This window comes from Oceanibacterium hippocampi, from assembly GCF_900172325.1.
GTDB classification, from domain to species: Bacteria; Pseudomonadota; Alphaproteobacteria; order Sneathiellales; family Sneathiellaceae; genus Oceanibacterium; species Oceanibacterium hippocampi.
The window spans coordinates 1,767,463-1,790,374 of the sequence record NZ_FWFR01000001.1 but is presented as its reverse complement, the minus strand read 5'-3'; the positions used below and the strand labels follow the sequence as shown (position 1 = coordinate 1,790,374).

The window sequence follows — 22,912 nt, the reverse complement described above, 5'->3', positions numbered from 1 at the left end:
CTCAACTCAAGACGGCGGCAAGCATAATGTAGGGACGGTCGCCCCGGAAACCGAGGCCCGAAAACGCAAGCGGGGCAGCCAACCGGCTGCCCCGCATGTCGTGATACGGACCGTGGCGAACGCCGGTTCAGGCGGCCTCGGCCTCGTCGTCATCGGCGGACGGCAGCGGACCCGAATCGAGGCCCTTGGCCTCCGGATCCCGGTCGACCAGTTCGATCACGGCCATCGGCGCCGCGTCGCCATAGCGGAAGCCCGCCTTCATGACGCGCGAATAGCCGCCCGGACGCTCCTTGTAGCGATCACCGAGAACGGCGAACAGCTTGTCCACCGCCGCCTTCTCCGGCAGATAGGCCAGTGCCTGCCGCCGGGCATGCAGGTCGCCCCGCTTGCCGAGGGTGATCATCTTGTCGATCACCGGCTTGAGCTCCTTCGCCTTCGGCAAGGTGGTCTTGATCTGTTCGTGCTTGATCAGCGCCGCCGCCATATTGGCCAGCATGGCCTTGCGATGGGTGCTGGTCCGCCCGAGCTTCCGCCCGGAATTGCGATGCCGCATAGTGCCTACTCCTGAAACCTTCTCGACGGGATCCGACTGTTCAGTACGGTTCCTCGAGTCGCTTGGCCAAATCCTCGATATTCTCCGGCGGCCAGTTGGCAACCTCCATCCCGAGATGCAGGCCCATCTGCGTCAGAACCTCCTTGATCTCGTTGAGGCTCTTGCGACCGAAGTTCGGAGTGCGGAGCATCTCCGCCTCCGTCTTCTGAATCAGGTCGCCGATATAGACGATATTGTCGTTCTTCAGGCAATTCGCCGACCGCACCGAGAGCTCAAGCTCGTCGACCTTGCGGAGCAGATTGCGATTGAACTCCGGCTCGCTGGTCGATTCGGTCAGCTTCTCCTCGCGCGGCTCCTCGAAATTGATGAAGAGCTGGAGCTGGTCCTGCAGGACCCGCGCCGCGTAGGCGACCGCGTCATCCGGCGTCAGCGTGCCGTCGGTCTCGATCGCCATGGTGAGCTTGTCGTAATCGAGCACCTGGCCGGAACGGGAATTCTCGACCTTGTAGGCGACCTTGCGAACCGGGCTGTAGAGCGCGTCCACCGGGATCATCCCGATCGGCGCGTCTTCCGGCTGGTTGGCCGAGGCCGGAACATAGCCCTTGCCGCTCTGGACGGTCATTTCCATGTGGATCTCGGCGCCGTCGTCGAGCGTCATGAGCACGAGTTCCGGGTTCAGGATCTCGATATCCGCACCGGTCGTGATCATGCCGGCCGTCACTTCGCACGGCCCCTTCGCCTTCAGCGTCATCCGCTTCGGGCCCTCGGCATGGAGACGAACGGACATCGACTTGATGTTCAAGACGATGTCGGTGACGTCTTCACGGGCGCCCGGAACGGACGAGAATTCATGCAGCACACCGTCGATCTGAATCGACGTGACCGCCGCGCCCTGCAGGCTCGACAGCAGCACGCGCCGCAGCGCGTTGCCGAGCGTCAGGCCGAACCCCGCCTCGAGCGGCTCGGCGACGATCGTCGCCTGCCGGGCGGTATCGTCACCCGCTTCGACAACCAGCTTGTTCGGCTTTATCAGCTCGGTCCAGTTCTTTTGAATCACAGCCATAACCTCTGTCCTTCAGCGGCGGGCATACCGCCGCTTGGTCCGAACCCCAACTACGACAACGACGAAGGCGGTCCAGAGGACCGCCGGCGCCCGTCCGATCCGCGTCTCAGACGCGCCGGCGCTTCGGCGGCCGGCACCCGTTGTGCGGGATCGGCGTGACGTCGCGAATCGAGGTGATGGTGAAACCGATCGACTGCAGCGCCCGCAGTGCCGATTCCCGGCCCGAGCCGGGCCCTTTCACCTCGACCTCGAGGGTCTTCATGCCATGTTCCTGGGCCTTGCGACCGGCGTCCTCGGCAGCCATCTGGGCCGCGTAGGGCGTCGACTTGCGCGAGCCCTTGAAGCCCTGCGCGCCGGCCGACGACCAGGAAATCGCGTTGCCCTGGGCATCCGCGATCGTGATCATGGTGTTGTTGAAGCTGGCGCTCACATGGGCGATGCCGGCCGTGATGTTCTTCCGTTCGCGTTTGCGAACGCGAGTGGTCTTGTCCCGAGCCATAGCTGCCTCTTACTTTTTCTTGCCGGCAATCGGCCGCGCCGGGCCCTTGCGGGTCCGCGCGTTTGTGTGCGTACGCTGGCCGCGCACCGGCAGGCCGCGCCGATGGCGCAGACCACGGTAGCAGCCGAGATCCATCAGCCGCTTGATGTTCATCGCCGTCTCGCGACGCAGGTCGCCTTCGACCATGTAGTCCGCGTCGATCATCTCGCGAATCTGGATGACCTCGCCGTCGGACAGCTGGTTCACCCGGCGATCCGACGTCAAACCGACCTTCTCGCAAATTTCCTTGGCCTTGGTGCGTCCAATGCCGTGAATGTAGGTCAATGCAATCTCGACTCGCTTGTTGGTCGGGATATTGACACCTGCAATACGTGCCACGCTTCCAACTCCTTCATGCCCGGACGGGCTGTGTTGCACTCATTCACGCGCTTTGGCAAGCGCGCGATTATAGAAACTTGACTTGCTAAGTCAAACGCTCAGGCGGCCGTCAAGACTTTCTCTATCTGCCGCGTCACTTCGTCGATCCCGGCCATCCCGTCCACCGACCGAAGCAGCCCCTTGTCCCGATAGTAGGGCAGCAACGGGGCCGTCTGCGCGTGATAGGCCTGGAGCCGGGCCCCGACCGTTTCCGCGTTGTCGTCGGCGCGCCGGGTGAACTCGGTCCCGCCGCACTTGTCGCAGACACCCGCCTTCGCGGGCTTCTGGAACCGGTCGTGATAACCCGCGCCACATTTGGCGCAAGTATAGCGGCCGGTGATCCGTTCGGTCAGGACCGCGTCGTCGACGCGCATCTCGATCACCGCATCGAGCTTGCGCCCCTTTTCCGCGAGCAGGCTGTCCAGCGCGACGGCCTGCTGCGCGGTACGCGGAAAGCCGTCGAGAAGAAAGCCACCGGCCACGTCCGGCTCGTCGATGCGGTCGGAAATGATCCCGACCATGATGTCGTCGGAGACAAGCTCGCCCCGTTCCATCACCGCCTTCGCCTTCTTGCCGACCTCGCTGTCGGCGGCGACCGCGGCCCGCAGCATGTCACCGGTCGACAGCTGGACCAGGCCGTGACTGTCCATCAAACGCTTCGCCTGGGTCCCTTTTCCGGCACCCGGCGGACCGAGCAAAATCAGAATCAACGACGTTTCCCCTTCAGCTTGGCCTTCTTGATCAGACCTTCATACTGGTGGGCGAGCAGGTGACTCTGGATCTGCGCGGTCGTGTCCATGGTGACACTCACGACGATCAGCAGCGAGGTACCGCCGAAATAGAACGGCACAGAGAATTGCGACAGCAGCAATTCGGGCAGCAGGCAAACCAGGCAGAGATAGGCAGCGCCAACAACGGTCAGTCGGGTCAGGACATAATCGAGATACTCGGCCGTCCGCTTGCCCGGCCGGATGCCCGGAATGAAGCCGCCATACTTCTTCAGGTTGTCCGCGGTGTCCTCCGGATTGAAGACGACGGCGGTGTAGAAGAAGGCGAAGAAGGCAATGCCGAGCATGTAGAAGGTCAGGTAGAGCGGCTGACCATGGCCGAGCAGCGCCGTCACCGTAGAAAGCCATTCCGGCCCGGTGCCGGCCGACATGTTGGCGACCGTGATCGGCATCAGCAGCAGCGACGAAGCGAAGATCGGCGGAATGACGCCCGAGGTATTGAGCTTGAGCGGCAGATGCGAGCTCTCACCGCCGGTCATCCGCTGACCGACCTGGCGCTTCGGATACTGGACCAGGATCCGCCGCTGGGCCCGCTCGATGAAGACCACGAAGGTGATCACGCCAACGGCCATGATCAGCAGCAGCAGGATCGCGAAGGTCGACAGCGCGCCGGTGCGACCAAGTTCGAGCGTCGAGGCCAGGGCCTGCGGCAGGTTGGCGACGATGCCGGCCATGATGATCAGCGAGATGCCGTTGCCGACGCCGCGCGCGGTGATCTGCTCGCCGAGCCACATCAGGAAGATCGTCCCGCCAACCAGCGTGATGACCGTGGTGATGCGGAAGAACATGCCCGGATCGATGACCGCGCTCGCGGCGGTCGAACCGCTCAGGCTCTCGAGCCCAACGGCCATGCCGTAAGCCTGCGCCGCCGCCAGCAGCACCGTGCCGTAGCGCGTGTACTGGTTGATCTTCTTGCGGCCCGCCTCGCCCTCTTTCTTCAGCTGGGCGATCGTCGGCGAAACCGACGTCATCAGCTGCATGATAATCGAGGCCGAAATGTACGGCATGATGTTGAGCGCGAAGATGGTCATGCGCCCGAGCGCGCCGCCGGCGAACACGTCGAACATCCCCAGGATGCCACCGGCATTCTGCTGGAAGATATCGTTCAGGATTCGCGGGTCGATGCCCGGAATCGGAATATACGTGCCAAGTCGGTAGATAATGAGCGCGCCGAGGGTGAACCACAGACGCTTCTTCAGTTCCGTCGCCTTGGAGAAGGCTCCGAAATTGATACTGCCGGCCATCTGTTCGGCGGCGGATGCCATACCTCAGGTCTCCCGTTCAGGAGCCGGGAACAATCCCGGCCTCAGGCCTCGCCGCCGGTTGCTTCCTCGGCGGCAGCCGGACGGGCAGCCACGATCTCGACCGAGCCGCCGGCCTTCTCCACCGCCGCGACCGCGGCCTTGGAGGCGCCGTTGACGGCGACGGTGACCTTGGCACTCAGCTCGCCCTTGGCAAGCAGCCGCACACCGTCGCGGGTCCGCCGAACGACGCCGGCTTCCTGCAACATGGTGACGGTGATCGGCTTTTTCGAATCCAGCTTGCCGGACTCGATCGCCGCCTGCAGCTTGCCGAGGTTCAGCAGCGCGAACTGCTTCGCGAAGATGTTGTTGAAGCCGCGCTTCGGCAGACGCCGATGCAGCGGCATCTGGCCACCCTCGAAGCCCTTGATGGCGACGCCGGAGCGCGCCTTCTGGCCCTTGTGACCCTTGCCGGCGGTCTTGCCCTTGCCGGAGCCGATGCCGCGACCGACGCGGATCCGACCCTTGCGGGCACCGGGATTGTCGTTCAGTTCATTGAGACGCATAACATTCGTCCTTAGCTTGCGTGCCTGGCGCGCGCTCAGCCCGCGTTGTCGACCCGGACGAGATGCCGGACCTTGCGGATCATGCCGCGAACGGCCGGGCTGTCTTCCAGCTCGACGCTGCGGTGCATCTTGTTCAGGCCGAGACCGATCAGGGTCTGGCGCTGATCCTGGGGACGGCCGATCGGGCTGCCGGTCTGGGTCAGCCGTACCGTCGCCTTGCTCTTCTTGCCGGCGTCAGCCATCAGCCTGCTCCTTCGCCGAAACCTCGCCGCCGCGGCGCCCGACGATCTCGCTGACCTTCTTGCCCCGCTTGGCGGCAATCGACCGCGGCGAGTTGATGTTGGCCAGCGCGTCGAACGTCGCCTTGACCATGTTGTAGGGGTTGGAGGTCCCGGTCGACTTGGTCACCACGTCCTGCACCCCGAGCGCCTCGAACACCGAGCGCATCGGACCGCCGGCGATGATGCCGGTACCGGCAGGGGCGAAGCGCAGCACGACGCGGCCCGCACCATGGCGGCCCTCGATATCGTGATGCAGCGTCCGGCCCTCGCGCAGCGGAACCCGGATCAGATTGCGCTTGGCCTGCTCGGTGGCCTTGCGAATCGCCTCCGGCACCTCGCGTGCCTTGCCGTGGCCGTAACCGACGCGGCCTTTCTGGTCACCCGCAACCACGAGGGCAGCGAAGCCGAAGCGCCGGCCGCCCTTCACCACCTTGGCAACGCGGTTGATGTGGACCAGCTTGTCGACGAACTCGCCGTCGCCGCGATCGTATTGGTCGGAACGCATGTTGCTCTAGCCCTTCCCTTAGAACGCCAGCCCGGCTTCGCGGGCCGCGTCGGCCAGCGCCTTGACGCGGCCGTGATATCGATAGCCACCGCGATCGAAGGCGACTTCCTTGACGCCGGCCGCGATCGCCCGCTCGGCGATCAGCTTGCCGATCTCGGTCGCCGCGCCGATGTCGCCGCCGGTGCGAAGCGAAGCACGGAGATCCTTCTCCATGGTCGACGCAGAGACCAGGGTCCGGCCGCTCACATCGTCGATCACCTGAACATAGATGTTCTTGAGCGAACGATAGACAGAGAGACGCGGACGCCCGTTTCCGACCTTGCGGAGGCGGGTCCGGCTGCGCTGTGCGCGGCGATCGTGAAGCTGCTTTGACGTGTTCATGGCCGCCCTCCTACTTCTTCTTGCCTTCCTTGCGGACGATCGTCTCGTCGGCATACTTCACACCCTTGCCCTTATAGGGCTCGGGCGGTCGATAGCCGCGGATCTCGGCCGCAACCTGACCCACCTTCTGCTTGTCGATACCGCTGACAACCAGGCGGGTCGGGGATTCCGCGGCAATCGAGATGCCCTCCGGAATCGGATACTTGACGTCGTGACTGAAGCCGAGCTGCAGGTTGAGCACGTTGCCCTGGACCGCCGCGCGATAGCCGACGCCGTTGATCTCGAGGGCCTTCGAGAAGCCCTCCGAGACGCCGACGACCATGTTGCTGACCAGGGTACGCTGCATGCCCCACATCATCCGCCCGCGGATCGAGGTGTCACGCGGCTTGACATCGATCTTGCCGTCCTCGTGACGGACCACGATGTCGTCGACCAGGCGCAGCGAGAGCTGACCCTTGCTGCCCTTGACGGTGAGATCCTGGCCGGAAAGCCGGACATCGACCCCCGAAGGAACAGTCACCGGATGTTTGCCAATTCGCGACATAGCTGACCTCAGAACACCTTGCAGAGGATTTCGCCGCCGACATTGGCGTCTCGCGCCTCGCTGTCGGAGAGCACACCACGCGGAGTCGAGAGGATCGAGATCCCGAGACCGTTGCGCACCCGCGGCAAATCCTTGACCGACGAATAGATTCGCCGACCCGGGGTGGATATCCGGCTGATCGTCGAGATCACCGGATCGCCCTGATAATACTTGAGCTGGATATTGAGCTCCGGGAAACCGCGATCACCCACGGTCTCCTCGTAGCCACGGATATAGCCTTCCCGCTTCAGCACTTCCAGCACATTGCGACGCAGACGCGATGCGGGGGAATTGACCGCATCCTTCCGCGCCCGTTGTCCATTGCGAATGCGGGTCAGCATATCGCCAAGAGGATCGCTCAGAGACATCCCGTTCCTCCTACCAGCTCGACTTGACCACGCCCGGGATCTGGCCATTCGAGGCCAGATCGCGCAGCGCGATACGGGACAGCTTGAATTTGCGGTACGTCCCGCGCGGCCGACCGGTCACGCCGCAGCGATTGCGGATCCGCGACGGGGCCGCGTTGCGCGGCACGGCGGCAAGCTTCAGCCGCGCCTGAAAACGTTCTTCCTGGGACAAGCTGTCGTCTTTCGCGATCGCCTTCAGCGCAGCGCGCTTTCCCGCGTAGCGAGCGGCGAGACGACGGCGCTTGAGATCCCGTTCGACGGCACTCTTCTTAGCCAATGTTCCGTCCTCCTACCTGCTCAATTCTTCTGAAACGGCATGGCGAACTCGGCGAGCAGCGCGCGCGCCTCGTCGTTCGTCTCGGCCGTCGTGCAAATGATGATGTCCATGCCGCGGACATCCTCGATCTGATCGTAGTTGATCTCGGGGAACACGATCTGCTCCTTCAGGCCGAGGGCGTAATTGCCGCGACCGTCGAAGCTCTTCGCCGAAACCCCGCGGAAGTCGCGGACGCGCGGCAGCGCGACATTGACCAGGCGATCAAGGAATTCGTACATCTGCTTCCGCCGAAGCGTCACCTTGCAGCCGACCGGCATGCCCTCGCGCAGCTTGAAGCCGGCGATCGACTTCTTGGCGCGGGTGACCACCGGCTTCTGGCCGGCGATCAGGGCGAGCTCGGAAGCCGCCTTGGTGACCTTCTTGGAATCGGCGACGGCTTCGCCGACACCCATGTTGATGACGATCTTCTCCAGACGCGGGATCTGCAGGTCGTTCGAATACCCGAACTTTTCCTTCAGAACGCCGCGGATCCGGCTCTCGTATTCGTCCTGCAAACGTGCCTTGCTCATGACTGCTTCCTCACAGGTCGATCACTTCGCCCGAACGCTTGGCGAAGCGGACCTTGCGGCCATCCTCCAGCGTCCGGAAGCCGACCCGGCTCGGCTTGCCGTCCTTCGGATCGGCAAGGGCGAGATTGGAGATGTGGATCGGCGCCTCTTTCTCGATGATGCCGCCCTGGTTACCGGAACTCGGACGGGTATGGCGCTTGACCATGTTGACACCCTGGACGAGCGCGCGGTGCTCGGCGCGCAGCATGCGCAGCACTTCACCGCTCCGACCCTTGTCCTTGCCCGTGAGAACGACGACCTTGTCGCCCTTCTTGATCTTGAACTTCTCGGCCATCAGAGGACCTCCGGCGCCAGCGACACGATCTTCATGTGCGCGCGACTTCTCAGCTCGCGAGTGACCGGGCCGAAAATTCGGGTGCCGATCGGCTCGTTCTGCTTGTTGATGAGGACGGCGGCATTCGTGTCGAAACGAATGGCACTGCCGTCATCACGACGGATTTCCTTCTTGGTCCGCACGATGACCGCCCGGTAGACGTCACCCTTCTTCACGCGACCGCGCGGAATGGCCTCCTTGACCGAAACGACAATGATGTCGCCGACCGAGGCGGTCTTCCGCTTGGACCCGCCAAGCACCTTGATGCACTGCACCCGACGGGCGCCGGAGTTATCCGCCACCTCTAGGTTGGTTTGCATCTGAATCATAGCCGCACCCTAAAGTCTGCCCGGCGAGCCGGACCGCCGCTCAGGCGTTGTCGTAAACCACTTCCCAGCGCTTCAGCTTCGACATCGGGCGGCATTCACGAATGCGCACCTGGTCGCCGAGCTTGGCAGCATCACGCTCGTCATGAGCGTGATACTTCTTGCTGAGACGAATGGTCTTCGAATAGACGGGATGATTGACCCGGCGCTCGACCCGCACGACGACGGTCTTCTGCGCCTTGTCACTCACCACGGTTCCTTGCAAAACTCGTTTCGGCATCTTTCTCTCCTACGATGCCGGCTGTTGCCGCATCACGGTCTTGATACGGGCGATATCGCGCCGCACCTGCCGGACACGGGCGGTATTTTCCAGCTGGCCGCTCGCCTTCTGAAAGCGCAGGTTGAACTGCTCCTTCTTCAGCTTCTGCAAGTCATCCGCCAGTTCATCGGCGGTCTTGCCGCGAATATTCTCTGCCTTCATGGCCTTACCATCCTCACGCTGCGCGGCTGACGAACCGGGTCTTGATCGGCAGCTTCGCCGCACCGCGCTCGAATGCCTCCTTGGCCAGATCGAGCGGCACGCCGTCGATCTCGAACATGATGCGACCCGGCTTGATCCGGACCATCCAGAACTCCGGAGAGCCCTTACCCTTGCCCATCCGCACTTCAGTCGGCTTCTTCGACACCGGCACGTCCGGGAACACGCGAATGAACACGCGGCCCTGGCGCTTGATATGACGCGTCACGGCACGCCGCGTCGCCTCGATCTGCCGGGCGGTGATCCGCCCCGGTTCCATCGCCTTCAGGCCGCAGGAACCGAAATTGAGCGTTGCACCGGTGGTCGCAACCCCCTTGATCCGCCCCTTGTGCGCCTTGCGGAATTTGGTGCGCTTCGGCTGTAGCATCGTCTACTCCCCTGGCCCCGTCAGTTCCGCTGGCCGCTCTGCTGATCCGTCAGGCGATTCTCGTGCGCCATCGGGTCATGCGCCAAAATCTCGCCCTTGAAGATCCACACCTTGACGCCGCAGGCGCCATAGGCGGTCTTGGCCGTCGCGGTGCCGTAGTCGATATCGGCGCGCAGCGTGTGCAGCGGCACCCGGCCCTCGCGATACCATTCGGTCCGGGCGATCTCGGCGCCGCCGAGACGACCGCCGCAATTGATCCGGATCCCCTGGGCGCCAAGCCGCATCGCCGACTGCACGGCCCGCTTCATCGCGCGCCGGAAGGCGACACGACGGCTGAGCTGCTGGGCGATATTCTCGGCCACCAGGCGCGCGTCGATCTCGGGCTTGCGGATCTCGACGATGTTCAGGTGGGTCTCCGAATCGGTCAGCTTGCCGATCTCCTGGCGCAACCGCTCGATATCCGCACCCTTCTTGCCGATCACCACGCCCGGGCGGGCGGAATGGATCGTGATCCGGGCCTTCTTCGCCGGCCGCTCGATGACGATGCGGCTGACGCCGGCCTGCTGCAGCTTCTTCTCGAGGAAGGAGCGGATCTGGAGATCCTCGTGCAGCAGCCGGGAGAACTCGCGCTTGTTGGCGTACCAGCGCGAATCCCAGGTCCGGTTGATCCCGACCCGAAGGCCGATCGGATTGACTTTATGTCCCATCTTCTACTCCTGCCGCTCGCGGACGATCAGGGTCAGCTTGGCGAACGGTTTCACCCGCCGGCCGACCCGGCCGCGCGCCCGCGGCTGCATGCGCTTCATGACCAGCGATTTGCCAACCCAGGCCTCGGCGACATAGAGCTGGTCGACGTCGAGCTGGTGGTTGTTCTCCGCATTGGCGATCGCCGACTGCAGGATCTGCTTGACGTCGTCCGAAATCCGACGCTTCGAGAAGGTCAGTTCGGCCAGCGCCTTCTCTGCCGGCATGCCCCGGATCAGGGACGCGACGAGATTGAGCTTGCGCGGGCTGACGCGGATGTTCTGGCCGCTGGCCATCGCCTCGTTGTCGGCGAGCCTGCGTTCGGCGGAAGTCTTGCCCATGATTACTTCCTCCTCGCTTTCTTGTCCGCGGCATGGCCGTAATAGGTCCGCGACGGCGAGAACTCACCGAACTTGTGACCCACCATGTCCTCGCTGACGAGAACCGGGATGAACTTCTGGCCGTTGTAGACACCGAATGTCAGGCCAACGAACTGCGGCAGGATCGTCGAGCGCCGGGACCAGGTCTTGATGACCTCCTTCCGGCCGCTCGAACGCGCCGTATCCGCCTTCTTCAAGAGGTACCCGTCGACGAACGGGCCTTTCCAGACTGACCGAGCCACGATCGCGCTCCTTACCTATTTCCGCTTCTGCGTCCGGCGACGCATGATGAGCTTGTCCGAGGGCTTCTTGCCACGCGTCCGGGCACCCTTCGTCGGCTTGCCCCACGGCGTCACCGGATGACGACCGCCCGAGGTGCGGCCCTCGCCGCCGCCATGCGGGTGATCGACCGGGTTCATCGCCACGCCGCGAACCGACGGCCGCTTGCCGAGCCAGCGATTGCGGCCCGCCTTGCCGATCTTCACGTTCTGCTGGTCCGGGTTCGACACGGCGCCAATCGTCGCCATGCACTCGCCACGCACCATCCGCTGCTCGCCCGAGGAGAGGCGAAGCTGGGCATAACCGGAGTCCTTGCCGATCAGCTGCACATAGGTGCCGGCGGCGCGGGCCATCTGGCCGCCCTTGCCGGCCTTGAGCTCGACATTGTGGATCACGGTGCCGACCGGGATGTTCTTCAGCGGCATCGCGTTGCCCGGCTTGATGTCGACCTTGTCGCCGGCGATCACGGTATCGCCGACATTCAGGCGCTGCGGCGCCAGGATGTAGGCGAGCTCGTCGTCCTCATAGCGCACCAGCGCGATGAAGGCGGACCGGTTCGGATCGTATTCAAGCCGCTCGACGGTGCCAACGACGTCCCATTTCCGACGCCGGAAGTCGACCAGGCGATAGGCCCGCTTGTGGCCGCCGCCAAGACGCCGCGCGGTGATCCGCCCGGTGTTGTTGCGGCCGCCGTTCTTGCTCAGCCCTTCCGTCAGCGACTTGACGGGCTTGCCCTTGAAGAGGCCCGAGCGGTCGACCAGCACCAGGTTGCGCTGGGACGGCGTCGTCGGGCGGAATGTCTTGAGTGCCATGATCAGATCCCCGTCGCAACGTCGATGTTCTGCCCGTCGGCGAGCGTGACCATGGCCTTCTTCCAGTCGGAACGACGGCCCGGATGGCCGCGGAAGCGCTTGGTCTTGCCCTTCACGCGCAGCGTGTTGACACCGGTGACCTTGACGTCGAAGAGCTTCTCGACGGCGTTCTTGATCTGCGGCTTGCTGGCGTCGAGAGCGACCCGGAAGGTAACCTGGCTATGCTCGGAACCGAGTGTCGCCTTTTCGGTGATCACCGGGCCCAGAATGACGTCGTAAATCGATTCCGGCTTCATTTCAGTCGGGCCTCCAGTCCCTCGACGGCGGCCTTGGTGAGGACCAGCGTCTCATGGCGCAGGATGTCGTACACGTTGGCACCCTGCTGCGGCAGCACGTCGACCCTCGGCAGGTTGCGGGCGGCCTGGGCGAAATTCTCGTTCACCGCCTGGCCGTCAATGATCAGCACCGAGGTCCAGCCGAGTTCGGCGAACCGGCCGGCAAGGTTCCGCGTCTTGGCATCGCCGAGGTCGGTGCTGTCGAGAACGATCAGCTTGCCTTCCTTCTGGCGGGCCGACAGCGCGTTCTTGAGCGCCAGCTTGCGGACCTTCTTGTTGAGACCAATGGCGTGCGAGCGCGGCGTCGGGCCGTGCATGGTCGCGCCGCCGTAGCGGATATGGGCGCGGCGCTGACCCTGGCGGGCGCGGCCGGTGCCCTTCTGGCGGAAAGGCTTGGCACCGGAACCGGCGACCTCCGAGACGTTCTTGACCTTGTGCGTGCCGGCGCGTCGCTTGGCGAGCTGATACTGCACCATGCGGTGCAGGATGTCGGCCCGGGGATCGAGACCGAAGATCTCGTCCGCCAGGTCGAGCGTGCCCGCCGCCTTGTTCTCAAGGGTGATGACGTTTGTCTGCATCATGCTTACTCCGACTCACCGGTGGTGGCGTCGCCGGCCGCGCCAGCTTCTGCCTCGGTCGCCTCGGCGGCGGCCGGAGCCTCGTTCGCGGCGGCGCGAATGGCGGCCGGATAGGGAAGCTCCATCTTCGCCGGACGCTTGACGGCATCGGAGACCAGCACCCAGCCCTCGTCGGCGCCCGGAACGGCGCCGCGGACGAGGATCAGGCCGCGGGAAAGATCCGTACCGACCACTTCCAGATTCTGGATCGTCACCCGGCGCGCGCCGAGATGACCCGCCATCTTCTTGCCCTTGAAGACACGGCCCGGGTCCTGGCACTGACCGGTCGAACCGTGGCTGCGGTGCGAGATCGAAACGCCGTGCGAGGCACGGAGACCGCCGAAGTTGTGCCGCTTCATGGCACCGGCGAAGCCCTTGCCGATGCTCGTGCCGACGACGTCGATCCGTTGTCCCGGCACGAAATGCTCGACCGTGATCTCGCTGCCGACATCGACGAAACCGTCATCGGCGACGCGGAACTCGGCAAGCCGACGCTTCGGCTCGACCTTGGCCGCGGCGAAATGCCCGCGCTGCGCGGCGGTCAGATTCTTCACCTTGACCGTGCCGACGCCGATCTGCATGGCATTGTAGCCGTGCCGGTCGGCGACGCGATGCGCGACGACCTGGCAGTTCTCGACCTGCAGGACCGTAACCGGGATATGCTGCCCGTCTTCACCGAAGACGCGCGTCATGCCCCGTTTCTGTGCAATGAGACCGCAACGCATGATCAATCTCCCAGGAGTTTGATCGCCACATCCACACCGGCGGCAAGATCGAGCTTCATCAGCGCGTCTACCGTCTGCGGGGTCGGCTCGACGATGTCGAGCAGACGCTTGTGGGTGCGGATTTCAAACTGCTCACGTGACTTCTTGTCGATGTGCGGGCCGCGGAGCACAGTGAACTTCTCGATGCGCGTCGGCAGCGGAATCGGCCCACGCACCTGAGCGCCCGTGCGCTTCGCGGTGTTCAGGATCTCCCGCGCAGACTGGTCAAGGACACGATGATCGTATGCCTTGAGCCGGATGCGGATGTTTTGGTTGTCCATAACCTGTAACTCCGGAACGGGCCCGCCGAAGGGCGGACCCCGTTTGCTTCCCTACTCGATGATCTTGGCGACGACGCCGGCGCCGACGGTGCGGCCGCCTTCGCGGATCGCGAAGCGCAGGCCCTCGTCCATGGCGATCGGCGCGATCAGCTCGACATCCATCGACACGTTGTCACCCGGCATCACCATCTCGATCCCTTCCGGCAGCGACACCACGCCCGTCACGTCGGTCGTGCGGAAGTAGAACTGCGGACGGTAGTTGGTGAAGAACGGCGTGTGACGGCCACCCTCGTCCTTGTTCAGGATGTAGGCCTCGGCCTTGAACTTCGTGTGCGGCGTGATCGAACCCGGCTTCGCCAGCACCTGGCCGCGCTCAACGTCGTCGCGCTTCGTGCCGCGCAGCAGTACGCCCACGTTGTCGCCCGCCTCGCCCTGGTCGAGCAGCTTGCGGAACATCTCCACGCCGGTGCAGATCGTCTTCGTCGTCGGACGGATGCCGATGATCTCGACCTCGTCGCCGACCTTCACGATGCCGCGCTCGACACGACCGGTCACCACCGTGCCGCGACCCGAGATCGAGAACACGTCCTCGATCGGCATCAGGAACGGCTGGTCCTTCGGTCGCTCCGGCTGCGGGATGAACTCGTCGACCGCCTTCATCAGCTCGATGACCGACTGCGCGCCCATCTTCGGGTCGCCGTCCTCCAGCGCCACCAGCGCCGAACCCTTGATCACCGGGATGTCGTCGCCCGGGAAGTCATAGGACGACAGAAGCTCGCGAACCTCGAGCTCGACCAGTTCCAGCAGTTCCTCGTCATCGACCTGGTCGACCTTGTTCAGGTACACCACGATCGCCGGAACGCCGACCTGGCGGGCCAGGAGGATATGCTCGCGGGTCTGCGGCATCGGGCCGTCCGCCGCCGACACCACAAGGATCGCGCCGTCCATCTGCGCCGCGCCGGTGATCATGTTCTTCACATAGTCGGCGTGGCCCGGGCAATCGACATGGGCGTAATGACGATTCGCCGTCTCATACTCAACGTGAGAGGTCGAGATCGTGATCCCGCGCGCCTTCTCTTCCGGCGCCTTGTCGATCTGGTCATAGGCCGTGAACGTCGCGCCGCCGGTCTCCGCCATCACCTTCGTGATCGCGGCCGTCAGCGACGTCTTGCCATGGTCAACGTGACCGATCGTCCCGATGTTGCAGTGCGGCTTCGTGCGCGCAAACTTCGCTTTTGCCATTTGTCCTGCTCCGTATTTCTCTATTGAGCGCCAGCCGCCTTAAGCGAGCTTCGCCAAGACTTCCTCAGAGACGTGCTGCGGCACTTGCTCGTAGTGATCGAAGAACATCGTGTATGTGGCGCGTCCCTGGGTCATCGACCGCAGGTTGTTGACGTAGCCGAACATGTTCGCGAGCGGCACCATCGCATTGACGACCTGCGCGACACCGCGCTGCTCGGTGCCCTGCACCTGGCCGCGCCGGCTGTTCAGGTCGCCCATCACGTCGCCGATATAATCGTCGGGCGTCACCACCTCGACCCGCATCATCGGCTCGAGCAGACGGGGCCCGGCCTTCTGGCACAGTTCCCGGAAGGCCGCCCGGCCGGCGATCTCGAAGGCCATGACCGAACTGTCGACGTCATGATAGGCGCCGTCGGTCAGGGTGATCTTCGCATCGATCAGCGGGAAGCCCGCGAGCACGCCGCTCTCGGCAACATCGCGAACGCCCTTCTCGACGCCCGGAATGTATTCCTTCGGCACGGCGCCACCGACGATCGCGCTCTCGAACAGGATGCCCATGCCCGGCTCGCCCGGCTCGACCGTCAGCTTGACCCGGGCGAACTGGCCCGAACCGCCGGTCTGCTTCTTGTGCGTGTAATCGATGTCGGCCTTGCGGGTCAGCGTCTCGCGATAGGCCACCTGCGGCGCGCCGACATTGGCCTCGACCTTGAACTCGCGGCGCATGCGATCGACGATGATGTCGAGGTGAAGCTCACCCATCCCCTTGATCACGGTCTGGCCGCTCTCGACGTCCGAGGTCACGCGGAAGGACGGATCCTCCTGCGCCAGACGCGCGAGCGCCATGCCCATCTTTTCCTGGTCGGCCTTGGTCTTCGGCTCGACGGCGATCTCGATGACCGGCTCGGGGAATTCCATGCGCTCGAGAATGACCGGCTTGTCCGGCGCGCAGAGCGTATCGCCCGTGGTCGTCGACTTCAGGCCGGCCAGCGCGACGATGTCGCCCGCACGGGCCTCCTTGACGTCCTCGCGGCTGTTCGCGTGCATGAGCAGCATGCGGCCGACACGCTCACGACGATCCTTGACGGAATTGAGCACCTGGGTGCCGGCCTCCATCACGCCGGAATAGATTCGCACGAAGGTCAGCGAACCCACGAACGGGTCGTTCATGATCTTGAAGGCAAGCGCGGAGAGCGGCTCGTCATCCGTCGGCTGGCGGACGATCTCCTCATCCGTCTTGACGTCGATGCCGCGCGTCCCGCCGACATCGGGCGGCGCCGGCATGAAGTCGACGACCGCGTCGAGCAGCGGCTGAACGCCCTTGTTCTTGAAGGACGAACCGCAGAGGACCGGAACGAACTTGCCCTTGATGGTGCCGAGCCGAATGCAGCGCTTCAGCGTCTCCTCGGTGGGCTCCTCGCCCTCGAAGTAGGCCTCCATCACCGCGTCGTCGAGCTCGATCGCCGTCTCGATCATCTGCAGGCGATACTCGGCGGCCTGGTCGGCAAGCTCCGGACGGATGTCCTGGTAGACGAAGCTGGCGCCCAGATCGTCGCCCTTCCAGACGATTTCCTGATTCTTCACCAGGTCGACAACACCCTCGAGATCGGCTTCCGAGCCGATCGGCAGCTGCAGCACGAGCGGCTTCGCGCCGAGACGCGTCCTGAACATGTCGACGCAGCGGAAGAAGTTGGCGCCAACGCGGTCCATCTTGTTGACGAAGCACATCCGCGGGACGCGATACTTGTCGGCCTGGCGCCAGACGGTCTCGGACTGCGGCTCGACACCGGCAACGGCGTCGAACACGGCGACCGCGCCGTCAAGGACGCGCAGGCTGCGCTCGACCTCGATGGTGAAGTCCACGTGACCGGGCGTGTCGATGATGTTGATCCGGTGGTCCTTCCAGAAACAGGTCGTCGCGGCCGAGGTGATCGTGATCCCCCGCTCCTGCTCCTGCTCCATCCAGTCCATGGTGGCGGCGCCGTCATGGACCTCGCCGATCTTGTGGGACCGGCCGGTGTAATAAAGGATGCGCTCGGTCGTCGTCGTCTTACCGGCATCGATGTGAGCCATGATGCCGATATTGCGATAATGATCGGTGTTGTGCGTGCGCGCCATTGCCTGAATCCTTCCGCCCTGCGTCCTACCAGCGGTAATGCGAGAAGGCGCGGTTGGCTTCAGCCATCCGGTGCGTGTCTTCCCGCTTCTTGACCGCCGCGCCGCGCTTGTTTGCGGCATCGAGCAACTCACCGCTCAGACGATCGACCATGGTCCGCTCGGACCGCGAACGGGCGCAGGAAATCAGCCAGCGAATCGCCAGGGCCTGACCGCGCACCGTGCGCACCTCGACCGGCACCTGGTAGGTGGCGCCGCCGACCCGGCGGGACCGCACCTCGATGTCGGGCGTGACATTGGTCAGCGCCTCGTGGAAGACGTCGAGCGGGGTCTGCCCGGTCTTCTCCTGGATGCGGTCGAACGCGCCATAGACGATCGTCTCCGCCGTCGCCTTGCGGCCGGCGTACATCAGCGAGTTCATGAACTTGGTCACGATGATGTCGTGAAACTTGGCGTCGGGCAGGACGTCGCGCTTCTCAGCTGCGTGTCGGCGGGACATACCGTTATCTCCTTACTTCGGCCGCTTGGCGCCGTATTTCGAACGACGCTGGCGACGATCGCCGACACCCTGGGTGTCGAGAACGCCGCGGATAATGTGATAACGCACGCCGGGAAGATCCTTGACGCGACCGCCGCGGATCAGGACCACCGAGTGCTCCTGCAGATTGTGGCCTTCGCCGGGAATGTAGCTCGTCACCTCGAAACCGTTGGTCAGGCGGATACGCGCAACCTTACGCAGCGCCGAGTTCGGCTTCTTCGGGGTGGTCGTGTAGACGCGCGTGCAAACACCGCGCTTCTGCGGGCAGGCCTCCATGGCCGGCACCTTGTTACGCGCCACGGGCTTCTTACGCGGCTTGCGGATCAGCTGGTTGATCGTCGGCATTCGTGCGTCCTGTCCAATCCAAAGACCGTCGGAGCTACAAATACGACGACAGCGAGCATGGGCGAACCTGCTCGCTGTCGAGTGCTTTGCGCCCACTCGAAAGGCCTAAGGTGTCAATTTGTCCTTACGTCTCAGGGCACCGCGTCTAGAACGAACGTCTACCGCCAGCGCCGTTACGAGGCGCGCATACTATGACCGCACCCCGGGACCGTCAAGAGGAAAAGGGGGCCTTTTTCCGCGCCCCTCCAGGCCGCCCCAGGGCCCGGTTTCCAAGCAATTTCCGGCAACCCGAAGGGCCAGCCGGAGAGCGGATGTTGCGCTGCACACGAGGCCCTGGAGCCGTCGCCAGGCAACGATGGAGGGTTTCCGTGCCCCTTTCCGCCCGGAAACGGAAAAAGGCGGCCACGCTCGCGCGCAGCCGCCTTCCCCGATTCCTCCGCCCGGCCCGCCGATACGACGGGCCGACCGGGTATTATTCGGCGACGGGCAACGGGTCGGGCGCGCTCTTCGCCGCTTCCGCCTCGTTCGCATCGTCGATGATCCGATCGCGATCGGCCGCCTCGCCCTTCAGACGCATGATCTGCGAGCCCGTTCCGGCCGGGATCAGGCGCCCGACGATCACGTTCTCCTTCAGACCCTGCAGGCGATCCGCCTTGCCGGCCACGGCCGCCTCGGTCAGCACCCGCGTCGTCTCCTGGAAGGAGGCGGCGGAGATGAACGAGCCGGTCTGCAGGCTGGCCTTGGTGATGCCGAGCAGGACAGGCGCCCCGGTCGCCACCGCATAGCCTTCGGCGGCGGCCTTGGCGTTGACCTCGTCGAACTCTTCCCGATCGACCTGCTCGCCGGCCAGCAACGTGGTCTGACCGCCGTCCAGGACCTCGACCTTCTGCAGCATCTGGCGACAGATCACCTCGATGTGCTTGTCGTTGATTTTTACGCCCTGGAGCCGGTAGACCTCCTGGATCTCGTTGACCAGGAAGGCGGCCAGTGCCTCGACGCCCATCACCTTGAGGATGTCGTGCGGGGCCGGGTTGCCGTCGATCAGGTAATCGCCCCGACGGACGAAGTCGCCCTCGTTGACCGAGAGATGCTTGCCCTTGGCGATGAGATACTCGACCGGCTCGAGATCCTCGTTCTCCGGACGGATGATGATCCGGCGCTTGGCCTTGTAGTCGCGCCCGAACTCGACGCGGCCGTCGGCCTCGGCGATGATCGCGTGGTCCTTCGGACGACGCGCTTCGAAGAGTTCCGCCACCCGCGGCAGACCGCCGGTGATGTCGCGGGTCTTCGAGCCTTCACGCGGCACGCGGGCGAGCACGTCGCCGGCATGGACCTTCTGGTTGTCCTCGACCGAAAGGATCGAATCGATGGCCAGCAGGTAGCGGGCCTCGTTGCCGCTGGTCAGCGTGATGACCTCGCCGGATTCGTCGCGGAGCGTGATTCGCGGCCGGAGATCGCTGCCCTTCGGCTGCTGCTTCCAGTCGACGACCACCTTCCGGGCGATACCGGTCGCCTCGTCGGTCTGCTCGCGCATCGACACGCCTTCCACCAGGTCGCGGTAGGTGACGTAACCTTCCCGCTCGGTGATCACCGGGGTCGTGAACGGATCCCATTCGGCGAGCTTCTGGCCGCGCGTGACCTTGTCGCCATCGTCGACCACGAGGCGCGTGCCGTAGGTCACCCGGTGGCGCCCGCGTTCACGCTTGTTGTCGTCAACGATGAGGATCTCGGTATTGCGCCCCATCACCACGAGGCGGCCCTTGGAATCGGTCACCACGTTGCGGTTCTCGATCTTGACCGTGCCGTCATGGGTGGCCTCGATCGACGACTGCTCGCCGACCTGGGCGGTTCCGCCGATATGGAAGGTCCGCATGGTGAGCTGGGTGCCCGGCTCGCCGATCGACTGCGCCGCGATGACGCCGACCGCCTCGCCCATGTTGACCTTGGTGCCGCGGGCCAGGTCGCGGCCGTAGCACTTGCCGCAGATCCCGCGAACGCTGTCGCAGGTCAGCGCCGACCGCACCAGCACGGCCTCGACGCCGGCCGTCTCGATGGCCGCGACCTCGAGCTCCTGGATCATGGTCCCGCCGGGGACGATGACCTCGCTGGTCAGCGGGTGCTTGACGTCGACCGCCGAATAGCGGCCGAGCACACGCTCGCCGAGCGAGGCGATGACCTCGCTGCCCTCGACGACCTCACGCACGGTGAGCCCGTTCTCGGTCCCGCAATCCTCCTCGATGACGACGCAATCCTGGGCGACGTCGACGAGGCGGCGGGTCAGGTAACCCGAGTTCGCCGTCTTGAGCGCGGTGTCGGCCAGGCCCTTCCGGGCGCCGTGCGTCGAGTTGAAGTACTCGAGCACCGAGAGGCCTTCCTTGAAGTTCGAGATGATCGGCGTCTCGATGATCTCACCGGACGGCTTGGCCATCAGGCCGCGCATGCCGGCAAGCTGCTTCATCTGGGCTGGCGAGCCACGGGCACCGGAGTGGGCCATCATGTAGATCGAGTTGATCTCGAGCTGGCGATTGGTCTCCGGGTCGTACTGGGTCGCGGAAATCCGCCCCATCATCTCGTCGGCGACCTTGTCGGTGCACTGCGACCAGGCGTCGACGACCTTGTTGTACTTTTCGCCCTGGGTGATGAGGCCCTGCATCCACTGCTGCTCGTATTCGGCGACCAGCTCGCGGGTCTCGTTGACCAGCCCTTCCTTGGTATCCGGGATGATCATGTCGTCCTTGCCGAACGAGATGCCTGCCCGGCAGGCCTGGCCGAAGCCGAGCGCCATGATCCGGTCAGCGAAGATGACCGTCTCCTTCTGCCCGCAGTAGCGGTAGACCTCGTCGATCGCCGTCGTGATCTCCTTCTTGGTCAGCAGCCGGTTGACCAGCGAGAAGTCGATCTTCGGATGCTTCGGCAGGATCTCGCCGAGCAGCAGGCGGCCCGGGGTCGATTCGACGCGGACGATCTCGGACTCGCCGTCCGGCCGGATCCGCGTCATGCGCGACGTGACCTTGGCATGCAGCGTGACCGCGCCGGCGTCGAGCGCCTGCTCGATCTCGGCGATGTTGGCGAAGGTCATGCCCTCGCCCGGCTCGTTCTCGCGCAGCATGGTGACGTAATAGAGACCGAGGACGATGTCCTGGCTCGGCACGATGATCGGCTTGCCGTGCGCCGGGCTCAGGATGTTGTTGGTCGACATCATGAGCACGCGGGCCTCGAGCTGGGCTTCCAGCGAGAGCGGCACGTGGACCGCCATCTGGTCACCGTCGAAGTCGGCGTTGAAGGCCGTGCAGACCAGCGGGTGAAGCTGGATCGCCTTGCCCTCGATCAGCACCGGCTCGAACGCCTGGATGCCGAGACGATGGAGCGTCGGCGCCCGGTTGAGCAGTACCGGATGCTCGCGGATCACCTCCTCGAGGATGTCCCAGACCTCGGGCCGCTCCTTCTCGACCATCTTCTTCGCCATCTTGACGGTGGCGGCCATGCCCTTCAGTTCGAGCTTGGAATAGATGAACGGCTTGAACAGTTCCAGCGCCATCTTCTTCGGCAGCCCGCACTGGTGCAGCTTGAGTTCCGGACCGACGACGATCACCGAACGGCCGGAATAGTCGACGCGCTTGCCGAGCAGGTTCTGGCGGAAGCGGCCCTGCTTGCCCTTGAGCATGTCGGACAGCGACTTGAGCGGCCGCTTGTTGGCGCCGGTGATGACCCGGCCGCGACGGCCATTGTCGAACAGCGCGTCAACGGCCTCCTGCAGCATCCGCTTCTCGTTGCGCACGATGATGTCGGGCGCGCGGAGCTCGATCAGCCGCTTCAGGCGGTTGTTCCGGTTGATCACCCGGCGATAGAGATCGTTCAGGTCCGAGGTCGCGAAGCGGCCGCCGTCGAGCGGCACCAGCGGCCGCAGTTCCGGCGGAATCACCGGGATGACCGTCAGGATCATCCATTCCGGGCGATTGCCGGACTCGACGAAGGACTCGATCAGCTTGAGCCGTTTGACGAGTTTCTTCGGCTTCGCTTCGGAAGTCGTGACGAGAAGCTCCTCGCGGATCTTCTTCTTCTCTTCCTCGAGGTCGAGCGCCGTCAGGATGTCGCGGATCGCCTCCGCCCCGATACCGGCGGTGAAGGCGTCGACGCCGTATTCCTCCTGGGCGGCGACATACTGCTCCTCGCTCAGCAGCTCGAACTGCTTGAGCGGCGACAGACCCGGCTCGATCACCACGTAATTCTCGAAATAGAGAATCCGCTCGAGATCCTTGAGCGTCATGTCGAGCAGCAGGCCGATGCGCGACGGCAGCGACTTCAGGAACCAGATATGGGCGACCGGCGAGGCCAGCTCGATATGCGCCATGCGCTCGCGCCGGACCTTCGACAGCGTCACCTCGACGCCGCACTTCTCGCAGGTGATGCCGCGGTACTTCATCCGCTTGTACTTGCCGCACAAGCATTCGTAGTCCTTGATCGGACCGAAGATGCGGGCGCAGAACAGGCCGTCGCGCTCCGGCTTGAAGGTGCGGTAGTTGATCGTCTCCGGCTTCTTGATCTCACCGTAAGACCAGGAAAGGATCTTCTCCGGCGAGGCGATAGAAATGCGGATCTGATCGAACGCCTGCGTGCCCGGCGGCTGGCCGAACAGATTCATCAGCTCGTTCATGCACCGACTCTCCTTAGGTTCTTGCCCGCGATACGGGCACCCCCGGCGTCAGTTGCCGCCGGGAGCACGAGAAAA

32 protein-coding genes are annotated in these 22,912 nt (G+C 64.3%); all 32 read right to left on the bottom strand.

Going from position 1 to position 22,912, the window contains the following annotated elements:
• Positions 1-127: 127 nt before the first annotated feature.
• Positions 128-553, bottom strand: a complete 426-nt coding sequence (rplQ, locus tag OCH7691_RS08485) for a 50S ribosomal protein L17 (protein ID WP_085882912.1) — start codon at positions 551-553, stop codon at positions 128-130.
• Between the two features lie 40 nt (positions 554-593).
• Positions 594-1,610: a DNA-directed RNA polymerase subunit alpha gene (locus tag OCH7691_RS08480; RefSeq protein ID WP_085883570.1), complete on the bottom strand. Its 1,017-nt coding sequence runs from the start codon at positions 1,608-1,610 to the stop codon at positions 594-596.
• A 112-nt stretch (positions 1,611-1,722) separates the two neighbouring features.
• Positions 1,723-2,115, bottom strand: a complete 393-nt coding sequence (rpsK, locus tag OCH7691_RS08475; RefSeq protein ID WP_085882911.1) for a 30S ribosomal protein S11 — start codon at positions 2,113-2,115, stop codon at positions 1,723-1,725.
• Between the two features lie 9 nt (positions 2,116-2,124).
• Positions 2,125-2,493: a 30S ribosomal protein S13 gene (gene rpsM, locus OCH7691_RS08470; RefSeq protein WP_085882910.1), complete on the bottom strand. Its 369-nt coding sequence runs from the start codon at positions 2,491-2,493 to the stop codon at positions 2,125-2,127.
• Positions 2,494-2,591: 98 nt separating this feature from the next.
• Positions 2,592-3,242 carry an adenylate kinase gene (locus OCH7691_RS08465; protein WP_085882908.1) on the bottom strand — a complete coding sequence of 217 codons (651 nt, stop codon included), beginning with the start codon at positions 3,240-3,242 and terminating at the stop codon, positions 2,592-2,594.
• Entirely contained in the window at positions 3,239-4,585 is a 1,347-nt protein-coding gene (secY, locus tag OCH7691_RS08460) for a preprotein translocase subunit SecY (RefSeq protein WP_085882906.1), read from the bottom strand. The genes OCH7691_RS08465 and secY overlap by 4 nt, the downstream gene beginning before the upstream one ends.
• Positions 4,586-4,626: 41 nt before the next feature.
• Positions 4,627-5,127 (bottom strand): 50S ribosomal protein L15, encoded by a 501-nt coding sequence (gene rplO / locus OCH7691_RS08455; protein ID WP_085882905.1) that lies wholly within the window; start codon positions 5,125-5,127, stop codon positions 4,627-4,629.
• 35 nt (positions 5,128-5,162) lie between these two features.
• A complete protein-coding gene (gene rpmD, locus OCH7691_RS08450; protein ID WP_085882904.1) occupies positions 5,163-5,369 on the bottom strand; it encodes a 50S ribosomal protein L30 in 207 nt (68 codons plus the stop codon).
• Positions 5,362-5,913 (bottom strand): 30S ribosomal protein S5, encoded by a 552-nt coding sequence (gene rpsE / locus OCH7691_RS08445; RefSeq protein ID WP_085882903.1) that lies wholly within the window; start codon positions 5,911-5,913, stop codon positions 5,362-5,364. The genes rpmD and rpsE overlap by 8 nt, the downstream gene beginning before the upstream one ends.
• Positions 5,914-5,931: 18 nt before the next feature.
• On the bottom strand, positions 5,932-6,294 hold the full coding sequence (gene rplR / locus OCH7691_RS08440) for a 50S ribosomal protein L18 (protein WP_085882902.1): 363 nt from the start codon (positions 6,292-6,294) through the stop codon (positions 5,932-5,934).
• Between the two features lie 10 nt (positions 6,295-6,304).
• On the bottom strand, positions 6,305-6,838 hold the full coding sequence (gene rplF, locus OCH7691_RS08435; protein ID WP_085882901.1) for a 50S ribosomal protein L6: 534 nt from the start codon (positions 6,836-6,838) through the stop codon (positions 6,305-6,307).
• Between the two features lie 8 nt (positions 6,839-6,846).
• Positions 6,847-7,245, bottom strand: a complete 399-nt coding sequence (gene rpsH / locus OCH7691_RS08430; RefSeq protein ID WP_085882899.1) for a 30S ribosomal protein S8 — start codon at positions 7,243-7,245, stop codon at positions 6,847-6,849.
• 10 nt (positions 7,246-7,255) lie between these two features.
• The gene (rpsN, locus tag OCH7691_RS08425) at positions 7,256-7,561 is read right to left on the bottom strand and encodes a 30S ribosomal protein S14 (RefSeq protein WP_085882898.1); all 306 of its coding nucleotides are present in this window, start codon (positions 7,559-7,561) and stop codon (positions 7,256-7,258) included.
• A 20-nt stretch (positions 7,562-7,581) separates the two neighbouring features.
• Entirely contained in the window at positions 7,582-8,130 is a 549-nt protein-coding gene (rplE, locus tag OCH7691_RS08420; protein WP_085882897.1) for a 50S ribosomal protein L5, read from the bottom strand.
• 10 nt (positions 8,131-8,140) lie between these two features.
• Positions 8,141-8,464: a 50S ribosomal protein L24 gene (gene rplX / locus OCH7691_RS08415; protein WP_085882896.1), complete on the bottom strand. Its 324-nt coding sequence runs from the start codon at positions 8,462-8,464 to the stop codon at positions 8,141-8,143.
• Entirely contained in the window at positions 8,464-8,832 is a 369-nt protein-coding gene (gene rplN, locus OCH7691_RS08410; RefSeq protein ID WP_085882895.1) for a 50S ribosomal protein L14, read from the bottom strand. The genes rplX and rplN overlap by 1 nt, the downstream gene beginning before the upstream one ends.
• A 40-nt stretch (positions 8,833-8,872) precedes the next feature.
• Complete coding sequence (rpsQ, locus tag OCH7691_RS08405) at positions 8,873-9,109, bottom strand: 30S ribosomal protein S17 (protein ID WP_085882894.1); 237 nt, start codon at positions 9,107-9,109, stop codon at positions 8,873-8,875.
• A gap of 9 nt (positions 9,110-9,118) precedes the next feature.
• Positions 9,119-9,310, bottom strand: a complete 192-nt coding sequence (gene rpmC, locus OCH7691_RS08400; protein ID WP_085882892.1) for a 50S ribosomal protein L29 — start codon at positions 9,308-9,310, stop codon at positions 9,119-9,121.
• A gap of 13 nt (positions 9,311-9,323) precedes the next feature.
• Complete coding sequence (rplP, locus tag OCH7691_RS08395; protein WP_085882891.1) at positions 9,324-9,734, bottom strand: 50S ribosomal protein L16; 411 nt, start codon at positions 9,732-9,734, stop codon at positions 9,324-9,326.
• Positions 9,735-9,754: 20 nt separating this feature from the next.
• The gene (rpsC, locus tag OCH7691_RS08390) at positions 9,755-10,441 is read right to left on the bottom strand and encodes a 30S ribosomal protein S3 (protein ID WP_085882889.1); all 687 of its coding nucleotides are present in this window, start codon (positions 10,439-10,441) and stop codon (positions 9,755-9,757) included.
• 3 nt (positions 10,442-10,444) lie between these two features.
• Positions 10,445-10,819, bottom strand: a complete 375-nt coding sequence (gene rplV, locus OCH7691_RS08385) for a 50S ribosomal protein L22 (RefSeq protein ID WP_085882888.1) — start codon at positions 10,817-10,819, stop codon at positions 10,445-10,447.
• A 2-nt stretch (positions 10,820-10,821) separates the two neighbouring features.
• Positions 10,822-11,100, bottom strand: a complete 279-nt coding sequence (gene rpsS / locus OCH7691_RS08380) for a 30S ribosomal protein S19 (protein ID WP_085882887.1) — start codon at positions 11,098-11,100, stop codon at positions 10,822-10,824.
• A 15-nt stretch (positions 11,101-11,115) separates the two neighbouring features.
• The gene (gene rplB, locus OCH7691_RS08375; RefSeq protein WP_085882885.1) at positions 11,116-11,949 is read right to left on the bottom strand and encodes a 50S ribosomal protein L2; all 834 of its coding nucleotides are present in this window, start codon (positions 11,947-11,949) and stop codon (positions 11,116-11,118) included.
• Between the two features lie 2 nt (positions 11,950-11,951).
• Complete coding sequence (locus OCH7691_RS08370; RefSeq protein WP_085882884.1) at positions 11,952-12,245, bottom strand: 50S ribosomal protein L23; 294 nt, start codon at positions 12,243-12,245, stop codon at positions 11,952-11,954.
• Positions 12,242-12,862, bottom strand: coding sequence for a 50S ribosomal protein L4 (rplD, locus tag OCH7691_RS08365; RefSeq protein WP_085883569.1), 621 nt, complete (start codon positions 12,860-12,862; stop codon positions 12,242-12,244). Before rplD ends, OCH7691_RS08370 begins: the two co-directional genes overlap by 4 nt.
• Before the next feature lie 5 nt (positions 12,863-12,867).
• Positions 12,868-13,626 carry a 50S ribosomal protein L3 gene (rplC, locus tag OCH7691_RS08360; protein ID WP_085882883.1) on the bottom strand — a complete coding sequence of 253 codons (759 nt, stop codon included), beginning with the start codon at positions 13,624-13,626 and terminating at the stop codon, positions 12,868-12,870.
• 2 nt (positions 13,627-13,628) lie between these two features.
• On the bottom strand, positions 13,629-13,946 hold the full coding sequence (gene rpsJ / locus OCH7691_RS08355; protein WP_085882882.1) for a 30S ribosomal protein S10: 318 nt from the start codon (positions 13,944-13,946) through the stop codon (positions 13,629-13,631).
• Between the two features lie 51 nt (positions 13,947-13,997).
• The gene (gene tuf / locus OCH7691_RS08350; protein ID WP_085882870.1) at positions 13,998-15,188 is read right to left on the bottom strand and encodes an elongation factor Tu; all 1,191 of its coding nucleotides are present in this window, start codon (positions 15,186-15,188) and stop codon (positions 13,998-14,000) included.
• Between the two features lie 39 nt (positions 15,189-15,227).
• Positions 15,228-17,303: an elongation factor G gene (gene fusA, locus OCH7691_RS08345; protein ID WP_085882881.1), complete on the bottom strand. Its 2,076-nt coding sequence runs from the start codon at positions 17,301-17,303 to the stop codon at positions 15,228-15,230.
• Positions 17,304-17,328: 25 nt separating this feature from the next.
• Positions 17,329-17,799 (bottom strand): 30S ribosomal protein S7, encoded by a 471-nt coding sequence (gene rpsG, locus OCH7691_RS08340; RefSeq protein ID WP_085882880.1) that lies wholly within the window; start codon positions 17,797-17,799, stop codon positions 17,329-17,331.
• A gap of 12 nt (positions 17,800-17,811) precedes the next feature.
• Positions 17,812-18,183, bottom strand: coding sequence for a 30S ribosomal protein S12 (gene rpsL / locus OCH7691_RS08335; protein ID WP_085882879.1), 372 nt, complete (start codon positions 18,181-18,183; stop codon positions 17,812-17,814).
• Between the two features lie 472 nt (positions 18,184-18,655).
• On the bottom strand, positions 18,656-22,837 hold the full coding sequence (gene rpoC / locus OCH7691_RS08330) for a DNA-directed RNA polymerase subunit beta' (RefSeq protein ID WP_085882878.1): 4,182 nt from the start codon (positions 22,835-22,837) through the stop codon (positions 18,656-18,658).
• Between the last annotated feature and the right edge of the window lie 75 nt (positions 22,838-22,912).

Coding starts and splice junctions, on each gene's coding strand:
- rplE (WP_085882897.1), bottom strand. CDS start 8,130: ATGAGCAAGGCACGTTTGCAGGACGAATACGAGAGCCGGATCCGCGGC.
- rplQ (WP_085882912.1), bottom strand. CDS start 553: ATGCGGCATCGCAATTCCGGGCGGAAGCTCGGGCGGACCAGCACCCAT.
- rplC (WP_085882883.1), bottom strand. CDS start 13,626: ATGCGTTGCGGTCTCATTGCACAGAAACGGGGCATGACGCGCGTCTTC.
- rplR (WP_085882902.1), bottom strand. CDS start 6,294: ATGAACACGTCAAAGCAGCTTCACGATCGCCGCGCACAGCGCAGCCGG.
- rplX (WP_085882896.1), bottom strand. CDS start 8,464: ATGGCCGAGAAGTTCAAGATCAAGAAGGGCGACAAGGTCGTCGTTCTC.
- rpsE (WP_085882903.1), bottom strand. CDS start 5,913: ATGCGTTCCGACCAATACGATCGCGGCGACGGCGAGTTCGTCGACAAG.
- rpsG (WP_085882880.1), bottom strand. CDS start 17,799: ATGTCCCGCCGACACGCAGCTGAGAAGCGCGACGTCCTGCCCGACGCC.
- rplD (WP_085883569.1), bottom strand. CDS start 12,862: ATGCAGACAAACGTCATCACCCTTGAGAACAAGGCGGCGGGCACGCTC.
- rplB (WP_085882885.1), bottom strand. CDS start 11,949: ATGGCACTCAAGACATTCCGCCCGACGACGCCGTCCCAGCGCAACCTG.
- secY (WP_085882906.1), bottom strand. CDS start 4,585: ATGGCATCCGCCGCCGAACAGATGGCCGGCAGTATCAATTTCGGAGCC.
- rpsK (WP_085882911.1), bottom strand. CDS start 2,115: ATGGCTCGGGACAAGACCACTCGCGTTCGCAAACGCGAACGGAAGAAC.
- rpsQ (WP_085882894.1), bottom strand. CDS start 9,109: ATGCCGAAACGAGTTTTGCAAGGAACCGTGGTGAGTGACAAGGCGCAG.
- rplN (WP_085882895.1), bottom strand. CDS start 8,832: ATGATTCAGATGCAAACCAACCTAGAGGTGGCGGATAACTCCGGCGCC.
- rpmD (WP_085882904.1), bottom strand. CDS start 5,369: ATGGCTGACGCCGGCAAGAAGAGCAAGGCGACGGTACGGCTGACCCAG.
- rpsH (WP_085882899.1), bottom strand. CDS start 7,245: ATGTCTCTGAGCGATCCTCTTGGCGATATGCTGACCCGCATTCGCAAT.
- rpoC (WP_085882878.1), bottom strand. CDS start 22,837: ATGAACGAGCTGATGAATCTGTTCGGCCAGCCGCCGGGCACGCAGGCG.
- OCH7691_RS08370 (WP_085882884.1), bottom strand. CDS start 12,245: ATGAAGCCGGAATCGATTTACGACGTCATTCTGGGCCCGGTGATCACC.
- rpsL (WP_085882879.1), bottom strand. CDS start 18,183: ATGCCGACGATCAACCAGCTGATCCGCAAGCCGCGTAAGAAGCCCGTG.
- rpmC (WP_085882892.1), bottom strand. CDS start 9,310: ATGAAGGCAGAGAATATTCGCGGCAAGACCGCCGATGAACTGGCGGAT.
- tuf (WP_085882870.1), bottom strand. CDS start 15,188: ATGGCAAAAGCGAAGTTTGCGCGCACGAAGCCGCACTGCAACATCGGG.
- rpsC (WP_085882889.1), bottom strand. CDS start 10,441: ATGGGACATAAAGTCAATCCGATCGGCCTTCGGGTCGGGATCAACCGG.
- rplV (WP_085882888.1), bottom strand. CDS start 10,819: ATGGGCAAGACTTCCGCCGAACGCAGGCTCGCCGACAACGAGGCGATG.
- rplP (WP_085882891.1), bottom strand. CDS start 9,734: ATGCTACAGCCGAAGCGCACCAAATTCCGCAAGGCGCACAAGGGGCGG.
- rpsJ (WP_085882882.1), bottom strand. CDS start 13,946: ATGGACAACCAAAACATCCGCATCCGGCTCAAGGCATACGATCATCGT.
- rplF (WP_085882901.1), bottom strand. CDS start 6,838: ATGTCGCGAATTGGCAAACATCCGGTGACTGTTCCTTCGGGGGTCGAT.
- rplO (WP_085882905.1), bottom strand. CDS start 5,127: ATGCGTCTCAATGAACTGAACGACAATCCCGGTGCCCGCAAGGGTCGG.
- fusA (WP_085882881.1), bottom strand. CDS start 17,303: ATGGCGCGCACGCACAACACCGATCATTATCGCAATATCGGCATCATG.